We start from the raw sequence: 17575 nt of genomic DNA, 5'->3' as shown, positions 1-17575 counted from the left end.
TGAAATTACTTTAAAAGAAATTTTCTGAAATCGCCTTATATAGGTCATTTCCATTTGCATAGAGCATTAAAGCAAGTAAAATAAAAATCCCAATTAACTGAGCGCGCTCTAAAAATTTATCGCCTGGCTTACGTCCTGTAACCATTTCATAAAGTAAAAACATGACATGTCCACCGTCTAAAGCTGGAATTGGTAAAATATTCATAATCGCTAGCACAAAAGATATCCATGCCGTACGTTCCCAGAATTTACGCCAGTCCCATGTATCTGGATACAACTTTGCGATGGTTCCAAAACCACCCAATTGACTTGCTCCTTTTTTAGTGAACACATATTTAAATTGTTTCACATAATCCTGCATAGTCCAGTATCCATGGGAAATTCCCTTATTGATACTCTCACTAAAACTATAATCCAGTTTTGTCGCAGTAGCATATTCTACAGTAGGTTTCTTTCTAAAACCTATGACACGTCTCTTATTGTTTTTAAAATCAATAATTTTGGTTTGCACCATGCCGTTTTCATTCTGAATTTTTAATTCAAATGGTGTACTATCATTAACTACATGGTTAATGGCATAAGTATAATCTGTATTATAAGAAATAGGGTATCCTGCCATCTCTACGATAGTCATTCCTGGTTTAAGCCCTATAGAGTCTGCAACAGTTCCTGGTTCAACATCACCTATCTCAAATGGAAACCTAGCCTCTAGAGGTCCCATAATGTCTGCATAAAAAACACGTTTACCTATATCTTCTGGAATAGTAATATCTACTGGACTACCATCTCTTATAACCGTTACCGTTTCTACATCCCTAAAAACAAGTCTGTTTACCAGATTATCTGCAATTTGTAATGTATCACCATCAACAAGCAATACTTGATCTCCATTCTTAAAGCCTATTTCTTGTAAGACCGGCGGCATCCCAAAACCAAATTTATAATCTGTTCCCGTAGCCTGCTCACCACCATAGGTATAAAAATCATAATGTAAATGAAAAAACCTACCATCACATTTACAACAACACCACCTAACATTATGATTAGTCGTTGCCATGCTGGTTTAGAACGGAATTCCCAAGGCTTAGGCTCTTCGGCCATTTGCTCTTTATCCATGCTTTCATCAATCATTCCAGCGATTTTCACATAACCACCTAATGGTAACCAGCCTATTCCATACTCTGTCTCCCCTATTTTTTTCTTAAATAAAGAATATTTGATATCAAAAAATAAAAAGAATTTTTCGACTCTCGTTTTGAATAACCGTGCTGGAATAAAATGTCCTAACTCGTGTAAAACGATAAGTAATGAAAGACTCAGTAAAAAATTGATGGCTATTACCAGATATGGATGCATTGCTGTTCTAATTTAACGAGCGCAAAAATAGGCCTTTGCACTCATTTTACACAATCTATATGGTTAATTGCTCAAGCAATTAAGGCGCACAGCGTACAGCTTTATGGTCGTTGTAATTAACTACTGGATGGAAGAGAGAGTATTATTTTGAGAATACGCTTCCGCGAAAGCGTAAAAAAACCACTTTACTTTATTAAAGTATCTATAATTTTTAAATCAAATTTTAAGTGTTTATGAAAGTCTCCGACAAAGACTAGAACAGCTGATAATTAGGTCGTAATTTTGTAAAAAAGTATCACACATGCTTCAATTCTTGATTAAAAATAAATGGCGTGCTCTTTTTATGCTTGTGCTGTGCACGGTCATTTTCCTGGCTATGCAACATTTATTAACGCCCAAGAAAGATTTAATAGTTTTACAACCAGACCAGTTTGATCCTACACTGGTAGACGACAGCATGCTGTTTGTAAAGAAATATCACAAAGTAGCGCCATTTCAATTAATTAATCAAAATGGAGATACAATTACTGAACAGGATTATCAAGGCAAAATCTATGTGGCTGACTTTTTCTTCACAACTTGTCCCACCATTTGTCCAACGATGACTAAAAACATGACCGTATTGCAAAAAGAGTTTAAGGATGATGATGAGGTGTTTTTTCTATCACATAGTGTAACGCCTGAATATGATACGCCTGAGATATTAAAAGCCTATGCTCTTGAAAAAGGTGTACTGGATCATAAATGGAACCTCGTCACTGGTGAAAAAGAACAAATTTACAATCTAGCGCGTAAATCTTATCTAGCTGCTAAAGATGCTCCTTATGGAGGTAAGTATGACATGGTACATACTGAAAACTTTGTTCTTATAGATAAAGAAGGCAGGTTGCGCAGTCGTACTTATGATGGCACTCAAATGGAAGAAATAGAAGCTCTTATTGAGGACATATACATACTTAAAGCTACTTATGAAGAGTAATTATGCTGCCATACGACCTTCCCAATTTACATCGCCAGCATATACTTCAAAGCCATCATTAACTGCTAATTGAAATTGCGGTGCTGTAACTGCAAATTGAGCCGTTAAATTATAAGAATACCAGATACTCATTAACATTACTGGGATTTGAATTGCGTCTTTAAATCCTAATTTTGAATCATCCATATGTACCCATCTTTCTAATGGCTGCTCATACATTTTATTCATAATTGCTTTTCTACCAAAATGCTTTTTCATTCTCAAGAAAATCTCTACATCAAATAACCATCTCGTTAAAAACTGCTTATCATATGCAAGTGGAATAATGTCTCTTTTAAAGACTTTTGCACCACATTGTGTGTCTTCAATAGGTAATCCTAAAATCATAAAGATGAATAGTTTTACGATTTGAGAAAATAGTTTTCTCAATACATTGCGCTCAATTTGACCTTCACCTTTACCTCTAGATCCATATACCATTGTTAACTCATCATTGTTGTGAAGAGTATCTACCAACTTTTTGAAATCTTTAAAGTCGGTAGATAAATCTGCATCGATAAAGCCTATGTAATCGATATCTTCACGATTAAATAAGTACCTAGCACCAGATCTTACTGCTGCTGCTTTACCTGCATTTTTTTTCACATCTACAATACTTACTCTACTAGGAGTTTCTCTTTGCATTGTATTTAGTACATCTAGAGTATTATCTTTACTTCCATCATTTACAAAACATAAATGATAGTCTTCATGAGATTGAATAAAGGCATTAAATGCAGCTGTGTCTATTCTTTTTTCTTCGTTGTAGCAAGGGATGATAATTCCAGTTTTCATAATAATTGATGTTTAATTATGACCCAAAATTACCTGTAGAAGAGGTCTTAAATTGGCGGTTTTCGTTAGGCATAAAAGAAGTGTAGACGAATAGTTGTTTACTATAGTTCAATGCCAGTGAACGGATGCTGCGGTTGTCATATCTTTATCACATCATTAAAGTAATGGACTTGAAGTTGAAAAAAACCACTAATAAGCTTTTAATAGCAGCCCTATTTATAGGGATTGCTTTTCATGGTAGTGCTATATTCTTCACTTTAGAGACTACTTATGATGCCTTGATACACCTATTTTTTGCAGAGCATTATGCAACTAGCTGGTTTGAACCATGGAATTACAAATGGTATACGGGTTTTACAGTGATGAGTTACCCACCGTTAGTACATCAATGTATAGGCCTATTAAGCTATGTAGGCGGATTAAAATTTGGAATGTTTACCGTTGCGATAATAGGTATCATATTATTTATAACTGGTGTTTATAGATTCTCGCTGTTGATAACAGCTAGTAGAACAGCTGCTGGATATGCGGCCTTGCTAGCAGTATTTTCATCTTCATTTGTAGAAACGCTTCATATTTTTGGACAGCTACCCAGCATTATAGGAATATCTATATTAATGCACTGTTTACCTGAGATATATTTATGGCTCAAAACAGGTAACTATAGATATTACTTCACCTCTCTTTCTCTTATTGCAGTAACAGTAACCTCACATCATGTTACTCCTATATTTGGAATGGTATTCTTTATTTTCCCATTAATCGGGATGGTAATCATGGATCACGCAAGAGAACAAGTTGATTCTATTAAAGAAATTACTTTTAGTGTTTTTTAAAAAGTTTCTTTAAATTATTTAAACGTATCGTTGGATTTGGGATGTCATCACTGTTTATTATAATAGGATGTATTTTACCATACTGGATTAACACAAAGAACAACCCTATTACTCAAGTACCTATACCGCATGGATCTAGGGATAATTTTTTAGAGGTCACCTCATCTGGTTTAGTATTTTTCTTAATCCCTTGGGGAATTTTACTAATCATCTTACCTTACATATTCTATAGGTATTATAGTAAACGGTATTTATTTTTTGGTCTATCTATAACCATACTTACCGTATTGGGCACTGGAGGAACTACACCTATCCCTAAGATGTTTCTAGGCGAGAATGCCTTTAACATACTTACACTAGATCGCTTTACACTATGGGCATCTATAATGTCTTTACCTATGCTAGGTGAGTTTGCCTATCGCTTTATTCAAGGAGATATTAAAATCTTAATACAAGAAAAAATAGGTGCCGTTTATCATAGACTGGCTGGAGCTGTTCTTGCTGGGCTATTTATTTTTATGACCATCTTTACAATGACACTGGGCTATTTTAGGCCATCTCAACCAGCAAAGATTAAAATGCTTCCTATTGTTAATTTTTTAAGTCAGGACCAGCATGATCACTGGCGATACTTAACACTAGGTTTTGGAGATCAAATGGCATGGCTATCTGCACAGACCAAAGCACTGAGCGTAGACGGTAATTATCATTCAGCAAGACGACTACCTGAACTAACAACCAGACCTATTGAAAGGTTAGAAAACTCAAAATTTAAAGGTGTTGAAGGCATTGGTTCCTTACAACAATTTTTAACCGTACCTGAAAAGTATAATCTTAAATACATTTTTTCAAATGATAAGTTCTATGATCCCATGCTATATTTCTGTGGCTGGCAGCGACTAGAACAATTAGAAAACGGAATTATGGTATGGGAAAAAATGAACGTCCCACCATTATCTAATATCTTGCCGCTAGTTGATGTAGCAAAGTGGCAAAAAATATTATGGGGAACTATACCTATACTTACTATTTTAGTAGCGTTTATACTAAATATACAGCTCTTAATTACCAGAATGCTGAAATATAAGAAAACAGCTGTTGCTGCATATCTTAAAATTCCAGACCCATACACACCATTTAAAAGTAATCTACTCCACGTCATTCATGCCTGGTCATTAATACTATTAATCATTACTTGTTATGGAATGTATATTTTTTACCTTAAAAACAACACCCAACACAGTCCAGATAATGTAGTCCTTGCCTATTATGACGCAATAGATTTTAAAGAGTTTGAAAAAGCACATAGCTTTATAAATCCTGAAAGTGATCTTCCACTAGATCAATATATGTTACAAATATCTGTCACAGATGGCTTATTAAGCTCTTATGCAAAGCTAGATAACATAGAAACGACCACTTTAAAATCAACAGAAAATACTGTCAGCCTCAAAGTAGATACTGAATGGATTACACCTCTTGAAAAGGTTAAAAAATCAGATTACCTGACTGCAATAAAATATGATGGTAAATGGTATGTTGAACCAGAGGAAGTTGAAACCGACCTACCACCTGATCAGCTATTTACAGAAAATAAAACGGTGTTTTTTAATCAAGGTAGAAGACGCATTAGTACAGAACAAACATATCATGAAGACATTCTTAAACAACCATCTTTAGAAATATTAAATGCAAGATTAATAGAATGTGAAGACCATTATTCTATTATAGGAGAAGTACAAAATATAGATACTGTACCTGCAGACGTAGTTTTAAAAGGCTCTTTATATGATAATGAAAATAACCTACTTGCCAGTCATAATGCAAAATTTGTTGTTAAGCATAAATTAATGCCCAAAGAAATAAGTAGCTTTAAAATCAATTTTGAAGGTATCGCATGGACCAGTATAAACGATTCCATACCTAAAACTTTTGATCCAGATCAGTATACACCTGTCGACTTTAAAAACAAACCTGCTATTTTTAATATTCAAGCAGCTGGAAATGTAGCAAATACAGACCTCTATAAAGGCCTATCCATAAGTGACCTTTATATTCATGACGGGAAAATAAAAGGCCAACTGTTTAATTCAGGCACACAACAACTGACCATCCCACAACTTATCATCTCTTACTATAATCAAAATAAAGATTTAGTATGGGTAGATTATAACTTTGTAAAAGATGCGGTAAGACCACAACGTAAACAAGGATTTGAATATAATCTACTAACTGATATTGAAATTAAAACCCTTAGTACTGATATGAGTAACTGCTTTGTTAATGGGTTACCCAATGAAGATGTCGCACAAAAAGTAGTCCCTACTAGAAAAACTACTTTTAATGCTCTACAAAAAATAGACAACAGTATTTACCCATACATAAAACTAGAAACTAACGCTTATATAGGTAATCCAAAATAATGAGAATTAAAGCCACATTTCTATTGATACTGATGTTGTTAATTATATCTAACAGCATGACTCAAGATGAGGCAATTCTAAAGTCAGATTTATCACCTTTTAACCATAAATTTACCCATACCGCAGGTGAACAAATCAACTTAAAATTTAATGGGCATAAAACGGACACCTATGATCTATTACTTTCTTATAACTTAGGTAGCACGTTAATTAGCCCACAAATTGAAAACAGCGTTGTTAGTTATGAAATCCCACAGTTCATAAGCAATGTGTCAGGTATAGTTAAGTGGCATATTTTGAATACTGCACAATACGGTAGTTTTACCATCACTCCTGTGTCACAAACAGTGAAAATGGAAACCTACATAGGTCCACCTAGTATCATTGCAGGTGACACTGATTATAGTATGGCCGTCTCTATACCACTAGATTCATTAGATAACGTACAAAAAGATGGTACCACAGTCTTATTTAATTATAATAAAGAAACCACTCGCACACAAAACTCATCTGACGTTGAAAACCTCATCGCTTACGATTATATATACAGTACTAAAAAAACTGAAAATATTTTATTTGCTTCAAACGTTGATGATCAGTTTAGTAAAGAATTTACGGTAGACATTAAAGCAGGACTGCCTGTTGATTTTACGCTTTCGCGAAAGCGTAATCACCCATATGCAGACGGTAATCAATTAGTCACATTCCACACCTCAATTCTTAAGGACCGTTATGACAATATCGTAAGTGATGGCACCTTAGTCACTTTTTACATAACTAATAAATGGGGCGCCGTATTACAAACAACAGGAACAACTATTAAAGGAATAGCAACGGCTAGTATGATACATCCTGAGAAAGCCGAAAAGTGGTCTGTAACAGCCGCAGTTGCAGGTATGGCAAGTAGCAATACTTTAAATATGGAATTTGAACAAGTGTTTGATGATTATGACATTCAATTTAATGATGGTAATAGAACCATTACTGTAGGACCCTTAAAAAGTTTTATGGGACAAATTATACCAGATGGCGTGACGGTAGAATTAATTATTAAAGGCAAAGAGACCAACGAAAGTTATTTAAAACAAAGCTACAACGGTCGAGTACAATTTAAATTAAATCCAGACTTGATACCGAACGGTATTTACACTTTTGAGATTATTTCTGGTGGCATTACTCGCAAAATTAAAAATGTACACTGTGAATAGAACAAATAAAAACATACTGCGTGGTGGGCTTATCTTATTTTACATATTTATTATCGCATTAATTACACTGGGAATAAGTAGCCTCTATAGCTATCTTAATACTGGAGCAGATCGTAGCACAATGCTACATACTGAGCAAATACAGGAGCGCTATTACATCCCTATTATAGAATGGGACACGTCCAGTATAAAAGGTAGACCGCTAGATGCTACTACTTTACAATCTGTTGAAGAAGATTATTTAAACGCATGGTATGTAAGAGTAAGAGCATTAAAGAACAATTCACTTACTGGTATTGAAGATTATTATACGGCAAATGCTACCGCAAAGATTACTCAACTTATAGATTACAACTTAAGTAAAAAGATTAGTGTCGAGATGACCACGCTAGAACATCATCCCAAGGTAGAGTTTTTTAGTGAAGATGGTCAATTAATTGTCCTCACTGATACAGATGTGCTCGTGCATGAACAACTTTATAAAGATGGAGTTTTTGTAAATAAATCTAGCAGCTTAAACTCTTACAAAATCATTTTACTGTTAGAAGATGGATACTGGCGCATTAGACAATTTGTAAAAACATCTTCAACTGAGAAACTAAAAAAGGTTTCTTCTCGTCCTTTAAATATTAATTTAAAAGGTATTAATTACTACCCAAGAAGTGCTCCTTGGGACACATTTGGCACACAATTTCATCAAGACACTATAGCAACAGATTTCAAAATCATCAAAGATGCTGGTCTTAATAGTATTAGAATTTTTGTAGGATATGAAGACTTTGGCAAAGAGCATGTCGCAGTAGACAAGCTTGAAAGGTTGCAAGTATTATTAGATCAAGCGCAAATAGCAGATATAAAAGTATTAGTCACGCTATTTGATTTTTATGGCAATTATACCGTAAGCGATTGGACCATGACGCAACAGCATTTATTACAAGTTGTACAGACCATTAAGGATCATGATGCACTTCTAGGTTATGATATAAAAAATGAACCAGACCTAGATTATAATTCTAGAAATAAAGAAGCTGTAGAATCGTGGTTAGAGCATATGATTTATAGAATTAAATTAATAGATGACATGCACCCCATAACGATTGGGTGGTCTAACATTATCAGTGCAACCGCATTAGTTGATCAAGTTGACTTTGTAACCTTTCATTATTATCAACCCTTAAATGAGTTAGAAAGTGCTCTAACTGATTTAAAAAATACAACTGGTCACAAAAAAATTGCTGTTACAGAATATGGAGTAAGCTCATACTCGGGCTTATGGAATTTAATGGGATCTAGCGAGGAAGAACAAGCAAATTATCATAAAGAAGCCCAAGAACTACTCAATAAGAATAAACTTGCGTTTATGTCTTGGACTCTTTATGACTTTGAATCTGTGCCAGAAAATGTTACAGGAACATATCCATGGCGTAGAAATCCACAAAAATTTTATGGATTTCTAGATTCCAGGGGAAAGAAAAAATCTTCTTTTAAATATATTAACCAGCATTAAAAGAGATCGCTGTTTTATTTTTACGTTGATTGATTTGCTCAAAGGTATTTAAATACATTCCTGCGATTCTGCTCATAGGGTGAGATGTTGCTGCCTTAAAATTAGCTTTGGCGATAGATACTCTATGAGCCTCATTAGTCAATATTGCTTCTATTGAAAGTGCTAGGCTTTCAACACTTGTAGGATCAAAAAACTCGCCTCTATAACCTTCATCTTGTGTCAGCAATGCAAGATCTCCTAAATCTGGCATCACAACCGCTTTCCCATAGCTACCTGCCTGATGCAACACTCCAGAACTACCAGTCGTTGATGTATAAGGAAAAACAACTACAGCACTTTCATTAAATAAAACAGGAACCTCAACTTCTTCTACATAACCGGTAAATCTCAATTGACTTACATTAGCATATTTTTTTTCACATGATCTAAATATCCTGGAACGTTAGGGTTGTCTGTTCCTGCAATCACAATTTCTATATCAAGGCTTGTTCTTTTTCTAACTAATTCAACGGCCTCAATCATTGATTCTACCTTTTTATATGTACCAAATTTACCAAATGTCATTACCTGTAAAGGCCCATCTGGAATGGAATAAGAAGGTTCTTTAGTGGCTACCTCAAAAGTTCCGTGAGGTATAAGAACAACATTTTTTGCTCTGTACTTTTTTTCTAATATTTGCACATACTTATTCATGGTAACAGCAACTATATCTGCTTGTAAGATTAACTTAGTAAGTAAAGTCCCTACCATACCATATAAAGAAGTAAGTATTTTATTATTAGTGAATCCAGCGCTTCCTAAATCTACTTCTTCAAGGATATTATGAAGTAAAACAATGGTTGGTATTTTCTTGATTTTACAAATTAAAGGAAGCATTAAACCTAGAGCTGCTGCTACTTTCTTATCTCCAAATTTCATAAACTGAAGATTAAAAAGAATATTATCAGGATCAGTTTCATTAATTGCTGCAGTTACATTTTTAATATTCCAGTAACTATTAAATGACCAACATTCTTTTACTGATATCTTACAACCATTAGCCTCAAAACTTAAATCTTTAGCGCCTTCTGTTTTATCTGTAAGCAATACTATTTCTGTAATCTCCTCTTTTAATCTAAAGCTTTTAACCAGATGAAAGGCATACTCATTTAAAGTTACTTTACTAGGTGGATATGCTGTTACGATTGCTAATTTCATGGTAGTTATTTTTAATTACAGTACAAATTTGGTAAATATTAAAGCTCTATAAGAGATAATAAGATTGACCGTTATAAAGTGTAGATGAATGGCAATTAACTGTAGATAATTGGTTTTAAGATTTTTTACTAGCGATGAAGTATATAATCTGCATGATCATAAGAATGGTCATTGCTAATATTTGAACGAGTACTACTTGATCTAGGTTTTTATGGTACAAGATGATAAGAGCAACTTGTGCTAATCCCATAACACCAGAAATAATCACCGGCTTATACTTACCTAATGACAAAAAGTAATAAGAGAAAATATTTGCAATGGCAAATAAAGAGGTTGCAATAGCATACTTCCATAACAATGGTGCTATGTCTGTATAGGCATTCCCAAAAAGTATCTCTACTACTAACTCTGGAAATAAAGCGGTGCCTGCAATTATTAAGATACATAATAAAGATATGTAACCTACATATTTAAAAAGTAATGACTGAGTTTGTTTCCCCTCTTTTTGCAATGAAATAACCTTAGGTAATAAGAGCATTACAAACATCCAGGCCATAAAATACACCACTCTACCTATTAATGCAAGTGAGGCATATAAGCCTGCTTCAGTATCTTCAAAGTAATGTTTAACTAATAATATGTCACTATTATTAATGATAATTTGCGTTAGTTCATAGAAAAGAGTTACTAGGAAAAAACGTTTGATTTGCTTAGATAAATGATTGTCAATTTTACCAGCGGCTAATTGTAAAACTGAAGACATTTTAAAAGGAAATAATCCTAATATTAAAGACACCAGTATCCCGATGGCTACTATAAAAATAGGATCAATTTTTAAAATAAAGAGTAATAATATAGTAAGACCTAATCTTACTAACATTTCAGATTGATAAGTAATGGCCAGTCCTTTAAAATCGTTCTTACCTTGTAGAAACCCACGATTTACACTCATTAAAAAGTAAAAAGGAACTGCCACTCCAAAAATGACAAACATATTCTTACTAGTAGTGTGAAATAAACCCTGTAGTTGACCAGAAAATAATATTACTGCAAGACCTGCAATAATGCCTACTACAAGAGAAGAATTTAAAATGTTTTTTAAAAAAGAAGGAAGTTGTGAATTTTCAAGCAATACAGCATATTTTGCTGTGACTAATTGGAAAGTCATCGCTAGAAAAGATAGAACCAATAAAAAGGTTATTAAAATAGCAGCATCTGCAAATTGGGCTGGCCCTAATAATCTACCTAGGACCAAATTGTAAATATAATTACCTCCATTAACTACCAAAACGCTTAACATAAAAAGCTGCTCAGGAGATATTTTTTTCCTCGTTAATGAAGTGATTAATTGCATAAGTTCAGTTTAAAGGGCAAATGAATTAGGCTATTGATCTATATCTATATTCATTATAAATGTCTTTATAACCTTTACCAGAAATATAAATATTTTTATCTGGACGTAAAGAATAGGACATTATAGTCATAAAGGCTGCTACACCATTTTGATCTATTAATTGTAATCCATCAATATTAATATTAACCTCTGCCTCTTCATTAAGGAGAAAATTAATATGATTGATTAAGCAATTAGATGTGGTAGCATTTAACACTCCTGATAATTGATATACTCCTTCTGTTCTTTTAATAGTAAGTGACATAATTTTATATTTAGATTGTTAGCTGATTTTAATTACATTGCAAATATGGCTCTGAACTTGAGGTCAAAACGGCATATTTCGTTTAGCGGCAATTAAGTGTAGACGAATGAATAATATCTTATGATAAAACCTTTTCAACCTTATTTACATAAAGTACTTAATAAGACTTTTGTAACGCTCATCGTCTTATTAGCTACACATTATAGTTATAGTCAGAACATGAACCCAGGTTTTGAACTACTTGAAATGGGAGATTTTAAAGAGGCCAAAACCTTTTTTAAAGACATTCTTAAGGATTATCCAGATAACAAAACAGCTCAACTTTGTCTAGGAAGAGCTACTGGATTAAGCGGTAATCCCGATGAAGCGACAGCTATATTTGAAGGCCTTTTAGAGCAATATCCACAAGATTTTGAAATCAAATTAAACTATGCCGAATCTCTTTTGTGGAACAAAAAGTATATTGATGCAAAATCTTATTATCAAGGATTATTAAAAGAGAACGATCAAAGTTTTCCTGCAGTTTTAGGATATGCTAACACCTTATCTAACCTTAAAGAATATCCACAAGCTCAAGATTATATTAACAGAGCACTTGTAATCGATCCAGGCAATCCTAATGCGTTAACATCAAAAAAATATATCAACCTAGGTTATTCTAATCAACTGGTTCAAGCACAAAACTTTAAACCAGCAGTGCAACTTTTAAAGGATAATTTAATTTTTCTAGAATACGATACAGAAACTTTACAGGTTCTTGCAAACACCTATTTAATAGCTACGCAAGTAGACAGTGCTTTAATCACCTATGAAAAAATTAACAGGACTAAAACAGACAGTATTATTTCATTTAACGGTATATCCCTAGTCCAGCACTTACAAGGAAAAGAAAAAACAGCATTGCGATTCTCAGAAAAAGCGATGTCTACCTTAAATACAACTACACCTAAAAATATTGAGCAACAATCCGTCGAGCGCAACATTCAAGCACTTATATGGAATAGTAAATATAAAGAAGCTGAAACTTTAATAAATTCTCAAATAGAGCGTTTTGGTACAGAGAACTGGTTGCTAGCATTAAGGGCTACTTTAAACATTTATAAAAGTAATTTTAAGAAAAGTATAAACGATTATAATCAGATTCTTGCTACAGAGAGCACTTCTTTTGATGGTAACTTAGGTAAGTCTAACGCTCAAAAAGCAATAGGTAATTATAAAGCGGCTTATACATCTGCTAACAGGACATTAGAGATTTATAAGGACCAGAAAGATGCGCTTCAATTTATTAAAACCCTAGATCAACAATTTACACCGGTAACGACAGTTAAACCTAGTTATAGCTTTGATAATGGAGATAACGAGGCTTACAATCTAGACGTTAATCTTATCGTACCTGTAAGCACAAAACTTTCCCTCTTAGGAAACTACAATTATAGAGACACTTTTAATGATCAACTTTCTTCTCAAGCGATGACACAGCTTTTTCAAATAGGAGCAGCTTATGAGTTTTTACCCAATATAAAGCTAAAAGGAATCGCAGGTATTAATAGTATTAATGCAGATAATAATAACTATGAAGAATTAACGACTGACATCTCTCTTCAAATTAAATATATAAAGCTACAATCCATAGATATAGGATTTAAAAGAAATGTAGAAAGTTTTAACACCGCATTATTAGAGCGTCAGCTAGTACAAAGTAATTTTTACGTCAATTATAATTTGAGTACTAATTTTAACCTAGGATGGTTCACTCAATATTTTTATACATCTCAAAATGATGGTAATTCAAGGAATCTTTTGTTTACATCTCTATATTATAATTTTTTAAAAAACCATCACTTAAAGCTGGACTAAACTATCAATACATCACTTTTGAGAATCAAGTCCCTACAGTATACTTCAGTCCTAGTAGGTTTAATGCTGTAGAAATTTTCTTTAACCTTAATAGAAGTCTAGATAGTATTAAAAAAATCAATGGTATTATGATCTAAGCGCCGCAACAGGTTATCAATTTATAGAAAGTAACGGTAGGCAATCTACCTATCGATTACAAGCATCCCTAGGCTATAAATTTTCAGATCGCACAGCACTTGATATTTATGGACAGCAAAGTAATATTGCATCTACTACAGCAGCTGGATTTACATTTACAGAGGTTGGATTTAAATTTAAATGGCTATTATCTAGTAAGCCTTTATTTGAAACAATAAGAGTTGAATAAAAAAAGGGCGTCTTAGTACGCTTTCGCGAAAGCGTATTAAAACAACCCAATTACTCCTACTCTTTTCTACTATAATATTTAATTAATCAAGAATTTACCTGTGAATTTCCTACCTTGATCTGTTATCACATTAAAGTGATATAGGCCAGTTTTAAGATCAGGAGAATGATATTCAAACTCCATATTACCATTTGTAGTCTTAATGCTTTTATGATCTACTGTGCGACCATATAAATCATATACACTTATTTCAATTACAGCGCTCTCAATCGGTAATTGAAAGTTCGTTGAACCTGTAAACGGATTAGGCGCATTATTGAGAGTTAACACCTCGTCTATGTCATCTTCAATGCTTAGTGTAGATTGATAATCACCTAGCCTGACATCATTTAAATCGATAGAAAAAGGAATTGTATTTGAATAATCACTAATAATCGAGAAAACGATAGTCTTAATATCTGTATGTGTAAAAGATACACCGTTAGCGTTTTCAAAATCGACAAACGCAATATCATAAGTGGTACTAGAAGCGTTTGCAGGTATAGTAAATGTAAAGCGATCACTCCATGGAATTGATGTCTCTGGCACTAAAATAATTTCTACAGGTTGATCATTAATAATATCAAATTGTAGTGCCGTATAAGAAGATACATCAAGTGTTTGCTCACCAGGTAATAAATGTCTGAATAGATTTAAGTTACCTTTTACCGTTCCTTGAACAGATGGATTGCGCTCAATATGATAAACGTTTCCTGTTGTGCTAGACTGTGCGTTTTGAACGTTAAAACTAGAAACACTAGCATAGTCGGTGAGGTAGTCCATTCCCCATGGACCATCTGCTAGATACAATGCGTCTTGTTGTTGATTTGCTACTGATAATGAAAAACCTATGTCAAATAAGTTACCAGTCTGAATACTTATCGTCTCATGCAAATTACCAGATAAATTAATAGATTGACTGATCGCCTGGCGTCCAGAAACTTCTGTAGTTGCAAGATCGCCATTAAAGGTAAGGCTAGTTGCGCCGGTCTTATTAGTTAGTTCTAGATGCAACTGTCCATTCTGGTAATAGCCTGAGCTTACAAAAACTGGCGGAATATTATTTGCAACTGGTGTACTGATAACCGGTGTTGCTTGATTTAAATTTGCCAAAATACTATTAGTTAATGCAAATACTTGAGAATAAGAACTACCCCAAATTTGAAAGTTATAGTAGTTACCTGTTGGATATTGTCCTATTTCCCAAAAACTGAAAAGCTCATTTTGATTTGTACCCAGTTTTACAGAAAACCCTAGAGCATATTCAGTCTCACCAGAAGATCTAACTAGTTTTGAACTTATTATTTTATGACCATTGACGGTAACTGATCTCACATCTTCAAGTATAGAGTTATTGAGCCGGTCACAAGTTGCTTTGGAATGGTCATAAATTGATCCTGTAGAGGCTGTTGCTAATACCGCAGCGATTCTATTATTTTGTTCATAATAATCTACTGAAAATACCTCTGTAGCATTAGTAACATTGATTAGGTCTTGTGGTGTTGAAACATAAGCTGTCTCTGTTCCATACATACCTGTAAGAGGTAGATAAGAATCTAATTGAGCTGTATTATTACCAGTTTTTAAGCGCACATCTGACTGGTTAAATTTAGTTTGAGTTTCTTTAGTAGATATAAAGTTTCTTTTTGTTCGTTCAAAATTTCTTTTTGCAATCAGGCTAGCTAGATCACCATTGCTTTCTAGGCCACCAGTATTACCAGAACTTACGGTAGATGATTTACTAATATCTGCATAATTAGAAGTTTTAAGTGCTGTATACGGATTTGCGGTTACATAAAAAATAGCATCATTAAAGTCGTTATCACAAGAACCGTAATCTCTTCTAATATCTTCAAAACCTAAAATTATTCTTTCGTTTTCAGGATCTTGCAATAGTACATTATGATACTGCAAATCTGCCTGTGATTCTGGGTTGAAGCTAGGATTTGAAAAGAGGTCCCATTGAGCTGTTCCCACGGTTGCTGTAGTAGAATTCCATGCATTTGCTAGAAGTACCCAACCTATACCTGTACCAGCGGGAAAAGTTCCTATTTTAACTTTGTCTCCAGTTTGTAAGCCACCACCGCTATATAATGCTGATACATTAGGGAATATGATAGTAATTTCTGAGGCAGTAGGTCTTGTCGTTGGTGGATTTGTAATATCATAAGTATAAAATCCTAAAACGTTTTTATAACCAGCACCTTCACTCACAAAAGTGACCCAAACATCTGCTAGACTTTCAACAATTATATCAGTTTCATATCCTGATGTGATATAATGTGGATTATAGATAGGCACTGGATATCCTTCTGGTAAAGAGTACCCAATCATATCCATTGTAGCTGTATCCACTACATCACTAGGATTCACTAAATATTGAGGAGTTCCCATTGAATCATAAGAGCCTAAATATTGATAGCTCTGACTAAGAGCTACATTAGCTAAAAAAAAGACACCGAGTAATAATTTTTTCATCTTGACAATTGTTTAATTTCATGTCAAAACTAAAGGAGATTCAAGGCTGTTTTAATTTAAAACGATGAATCAAAGAGAAGTGTAGATGAATGGAATCTATACTTAGATAAGTGTTGATAAGACGCTACAGCAAATTCAAACGTTTCATTAAAATAGGGCGATTAGATCTACTTACTGGAATGATGTCCTTTTTAATTAAAACACAATTATCCTCAATATCTATAATCTTACTAACGTTAATCACATAAGAGCGATGTACTTTAAGAAAAGTATGATCTGGTAACTTATCCTCTATTTTTTTAAGCGTGGAGTGAACAATATAGTTTTTTGTTTCTGTTTTAATCATGATATAATCACCTTTTGCTTCTACCAGATAGATGCTAGGCATATCAATTTTAATAAGACGTCTGTCAATATTTACATAAAGTACATCTTCATTAGATTCTTTAGTTGAAGAAGCTATTTCTTTTTTGGCTGTACTTACTTTTTTAGATACCTTATGAATCGCTTTTACAAATCGATCTTCATTAATTGGTTTAATCAAATAATCGACAATACACTCATATTCAAATGCTTCAATAGCAAAATTAGGATCAGAAGTGGTTAAAATAACATTAGGCGGATTCTTAATCGTTTGTATAAAATCTATACCATTAAAGCCTGGCATATGAATATCAAGAAAGATTAAGTCTACGGTGTTTTGATTCAAATATTTCATTGCATCTATTGCATTAGAGAATTCCTCTAATACATTAAGGCCTTTCATATCACCACAATACTTTGATATAATTAATCGAGCTGTAGCTTCATCATCTATAATAATGCATTTCATTCTT

General features: G+C 33.5%; 9 protein-coding genes and 3 pseudogenes. 5 read left to right on the top strand and 7 right to left on the bottom strand.

Going from position 1 to position 17575, the window contains the following annotated elements; translation table 11 throughout:
* Positions 1 to 10: 10 nt before the first annotated feature.
* Positions 11 to 1356 (bottom strand): annotated as a pseudogene (gene rseP / locus BST92_RS06730) (RIP metalloprotease RseP).
* Between the two features lie 301 nt (positions 1357 to 1657).
* On the opposite strand from rseP, the gene BST92_RS06725 reads away from it, so the two are divergent.
* Positions 1658 to 2335 carry an SCO family protein gene (locus BST92_RS06725; protein WP_105070753.1) on the top strand — a complete coding sequence of 226 codons (678 nt, stop codon included), beginning with the start codon at positions 1658 to 1660 and terminating at the stop codon, positions 2333 to 2335.
* Here BST92_RS06725 and BST92_RS06720 read toward each other — a convergent pair whose 3' ends face one another.
* Positions 2336 to 3169 (bottom strand): dolichyl-phosphate beta-glucosyltransferase, encoded by an 834-nt coding sequence (locus tag BST92_RS06720; protein ID WP_105070752.1) that lies wholly within the window; start codon positions 3167 to 3169, stop codon positions 2336 to 2338.
* Between the two features lie 176 nt (positions 3170 to 3345).
* On the opposite strand from BST92_RS06720, the pseudogene BST92_RS06715 reads away from it, so the two are divergent.
* From BST92_RS06715 to BST92_RS06705, 3 genes and pseudogenes are all read left to right on the top strand, one after another.
* A pseudogene (locus BST92_RS06715) lies at positions 3346 to 6428 on the top strand (hypothetical protein).
* Positions 6428 to 7636, top strand: coding sequence for a hypothetical protein (locus BST92_RS06710; RefSeq protein ID WP_105070751.1), 1209 nt, complete (start codon positions 6428 to 6430; stop codon positions 7634 to 7636). The pseudogene BST92_RS06715 and the gene BST92_RS06710 overlap by 1 nt, the downstream one beginning before the upstream one ends.
* On the top strand, positions 7629 to 9143 hold the full coding sequence (locus tag BST92_RS06705) for a cellulase family glycosylhydrolase (RefSeq protein WP_105072214.1): 1515 nt from the start codon (positions 7629 to 7631) through the stop codon (positions 9141 to 9143). The genes BST92_RS06710 and BST92_RS06705 overlap by 8 nt, the downstream gene beginning before the upstream one ends.
* Here the strand turns inward: BST92_RS06705 and BST92_RS06700 are convergent.
* From BST92_RS06700 to BST92_RS06690, 3 genes and pseudogenes are all read right to left on the bottom strand, one after another.
* A pseudogene (locus tag BST92_RS06700) lies at positions 9130 to 10340 on the bottom strand (glycosyltransferase). The gene BST92_RS06705 and the pseudogene BST92_RS06700 overlap by 14 nt on opposite strands.
* A 115-nt stretch (positions 10341 to 10455) precedes the next feature.
* Positions 10456 to 11694, bottom strand: a complete 1239-nt coding sequence (locus tag BST92_RS06695) for an oligosaccharide flippase family protein (protein WP_105070750.1) — start codon at positions 11692 to 11694, stop codon at positions 10456 to 10458.
* A gap of 25 nt (positions 11695 to 11719) precedes the next feature.
* A complete protein-coding gene (locus BST92_RS06690; protein ID WP_105070749.1) occupies positions 11720 to 11998 on the bottom strand; it encodes a hypothetical protein in 279 nt (92 codons plus the stop codon).
* Positions 11999 to 12118: 120 nt separating this feature from the next.
* Here BST92_RS06690 and BST92_RS06685 point away from each other — a divergent pair, with 120 nt between their 5' ends.
* A complete protein-coding gene (locus tag BST92_RS06685) occupies positions 12119 to 13855 on the top strand; it encodes a tetratricopeptide repeat protein (protein WP_342747843.1) in 1737 nt (578 codons plus the stop codon).
* 445 nt (positions 13856 to 14300) lie between these two features.
* Here BST92_RS06685 and BST92_RS06680 read toward each other — a convergent pair whose 3' ends face one another.
* A complete protein-coding gene (locus BST92_RS06680; protein ID WP_105070748.1) occupies positions 14301 to 16739 on the bottom strand; it encodes a DUF4114 domain-containing protein in 2439 nt (812 codons plus the stop codon).
* A 124-nt stretch (positions 16740 to 16863) separates the two neighbouring features.
* Positions 16864 to 17571, bottom strand: a complete 708-nt coding sequence (locus BST92_RS06675) for a LytR/AlgR family response regulator transcription factor (RefSeq protein WP_105070747.1) — start codon at positions 17569 to 17571, stop codon at positions 16864 to 16866.
* Positions 17572 to 17575: the final 4 nt, after the last annotated feature.

It is taken from the genome of Nonlabens arenilitoris, from assembly GCF_002954765.1.
GTDB lineage: Bacteria > Bacteroidota > Bacteroidia > Flavobacteriales > Flavobacteriaceae > Nonlabens > Nonlabens arenilitoris.
Note: the sequence above shows the minus strand (reverse complement) of the source record. Positions and strands in the feature narration are given on the sequence as shown.

Bases quoted from the DNA above. Each gene is read 5' to 3' on its own strand.
- BST92_RS06725 (WP_105070753.1), top strand. From the start codon at position 1,658: ATGCTTCAATTCTTGATTAAAAATAAATGGCGTGCTCTTTTTATGCTT.
- BST92_RS06720 (WP_105070752.1), bottom strand. From the start codon at position 3,169: ATGAAAACTGGAATTATCATCCCTTGCTACAACGAAGAAAAAAGAATA.
- BST92_RS06710 (WP_105070751.1), top strand. From the start codon at position 6,428: ATGAGAATTAAAGCCACATTTCTATTGATACTGATGTTGTTAATTATA.
- BST92_RS06695 (WP_105070750.1), bottom strand. From the start codon at position 11,694: ATGCAATTAATCACTTCATTAACGAGGAAAAAAATATCTCCTGAGCAG.
- BST92_RS06690 (WP_105070749.1), bottom strand. From the start codon at position 11,998: ATGTCACTTACTATTAAAAGAACAGAAGGAGTATATCAATTATCAGGA.
- BST92_RS06685 (WP_342747843.1), top strand. From the start codon at position 12,119: ATGATAAAACCTTTTCAACCTTATTTACATAAAGTACTTAATAAGACT.
- BST92_RS06680 (WP_105070748.1), bottom strand. From the start codon at position 16,739: ATGAAAAAATTATTACTCGGTGTCTTTTTTTTAGCTAATGTAGCTCTT.
- BST92_RS06675 (WP_105070747.1), bottom strand. From the start codon at position 17,571: ATGAAATGCATTATTATAGATGATGAAGCTACAGCTCGATTAATTATA.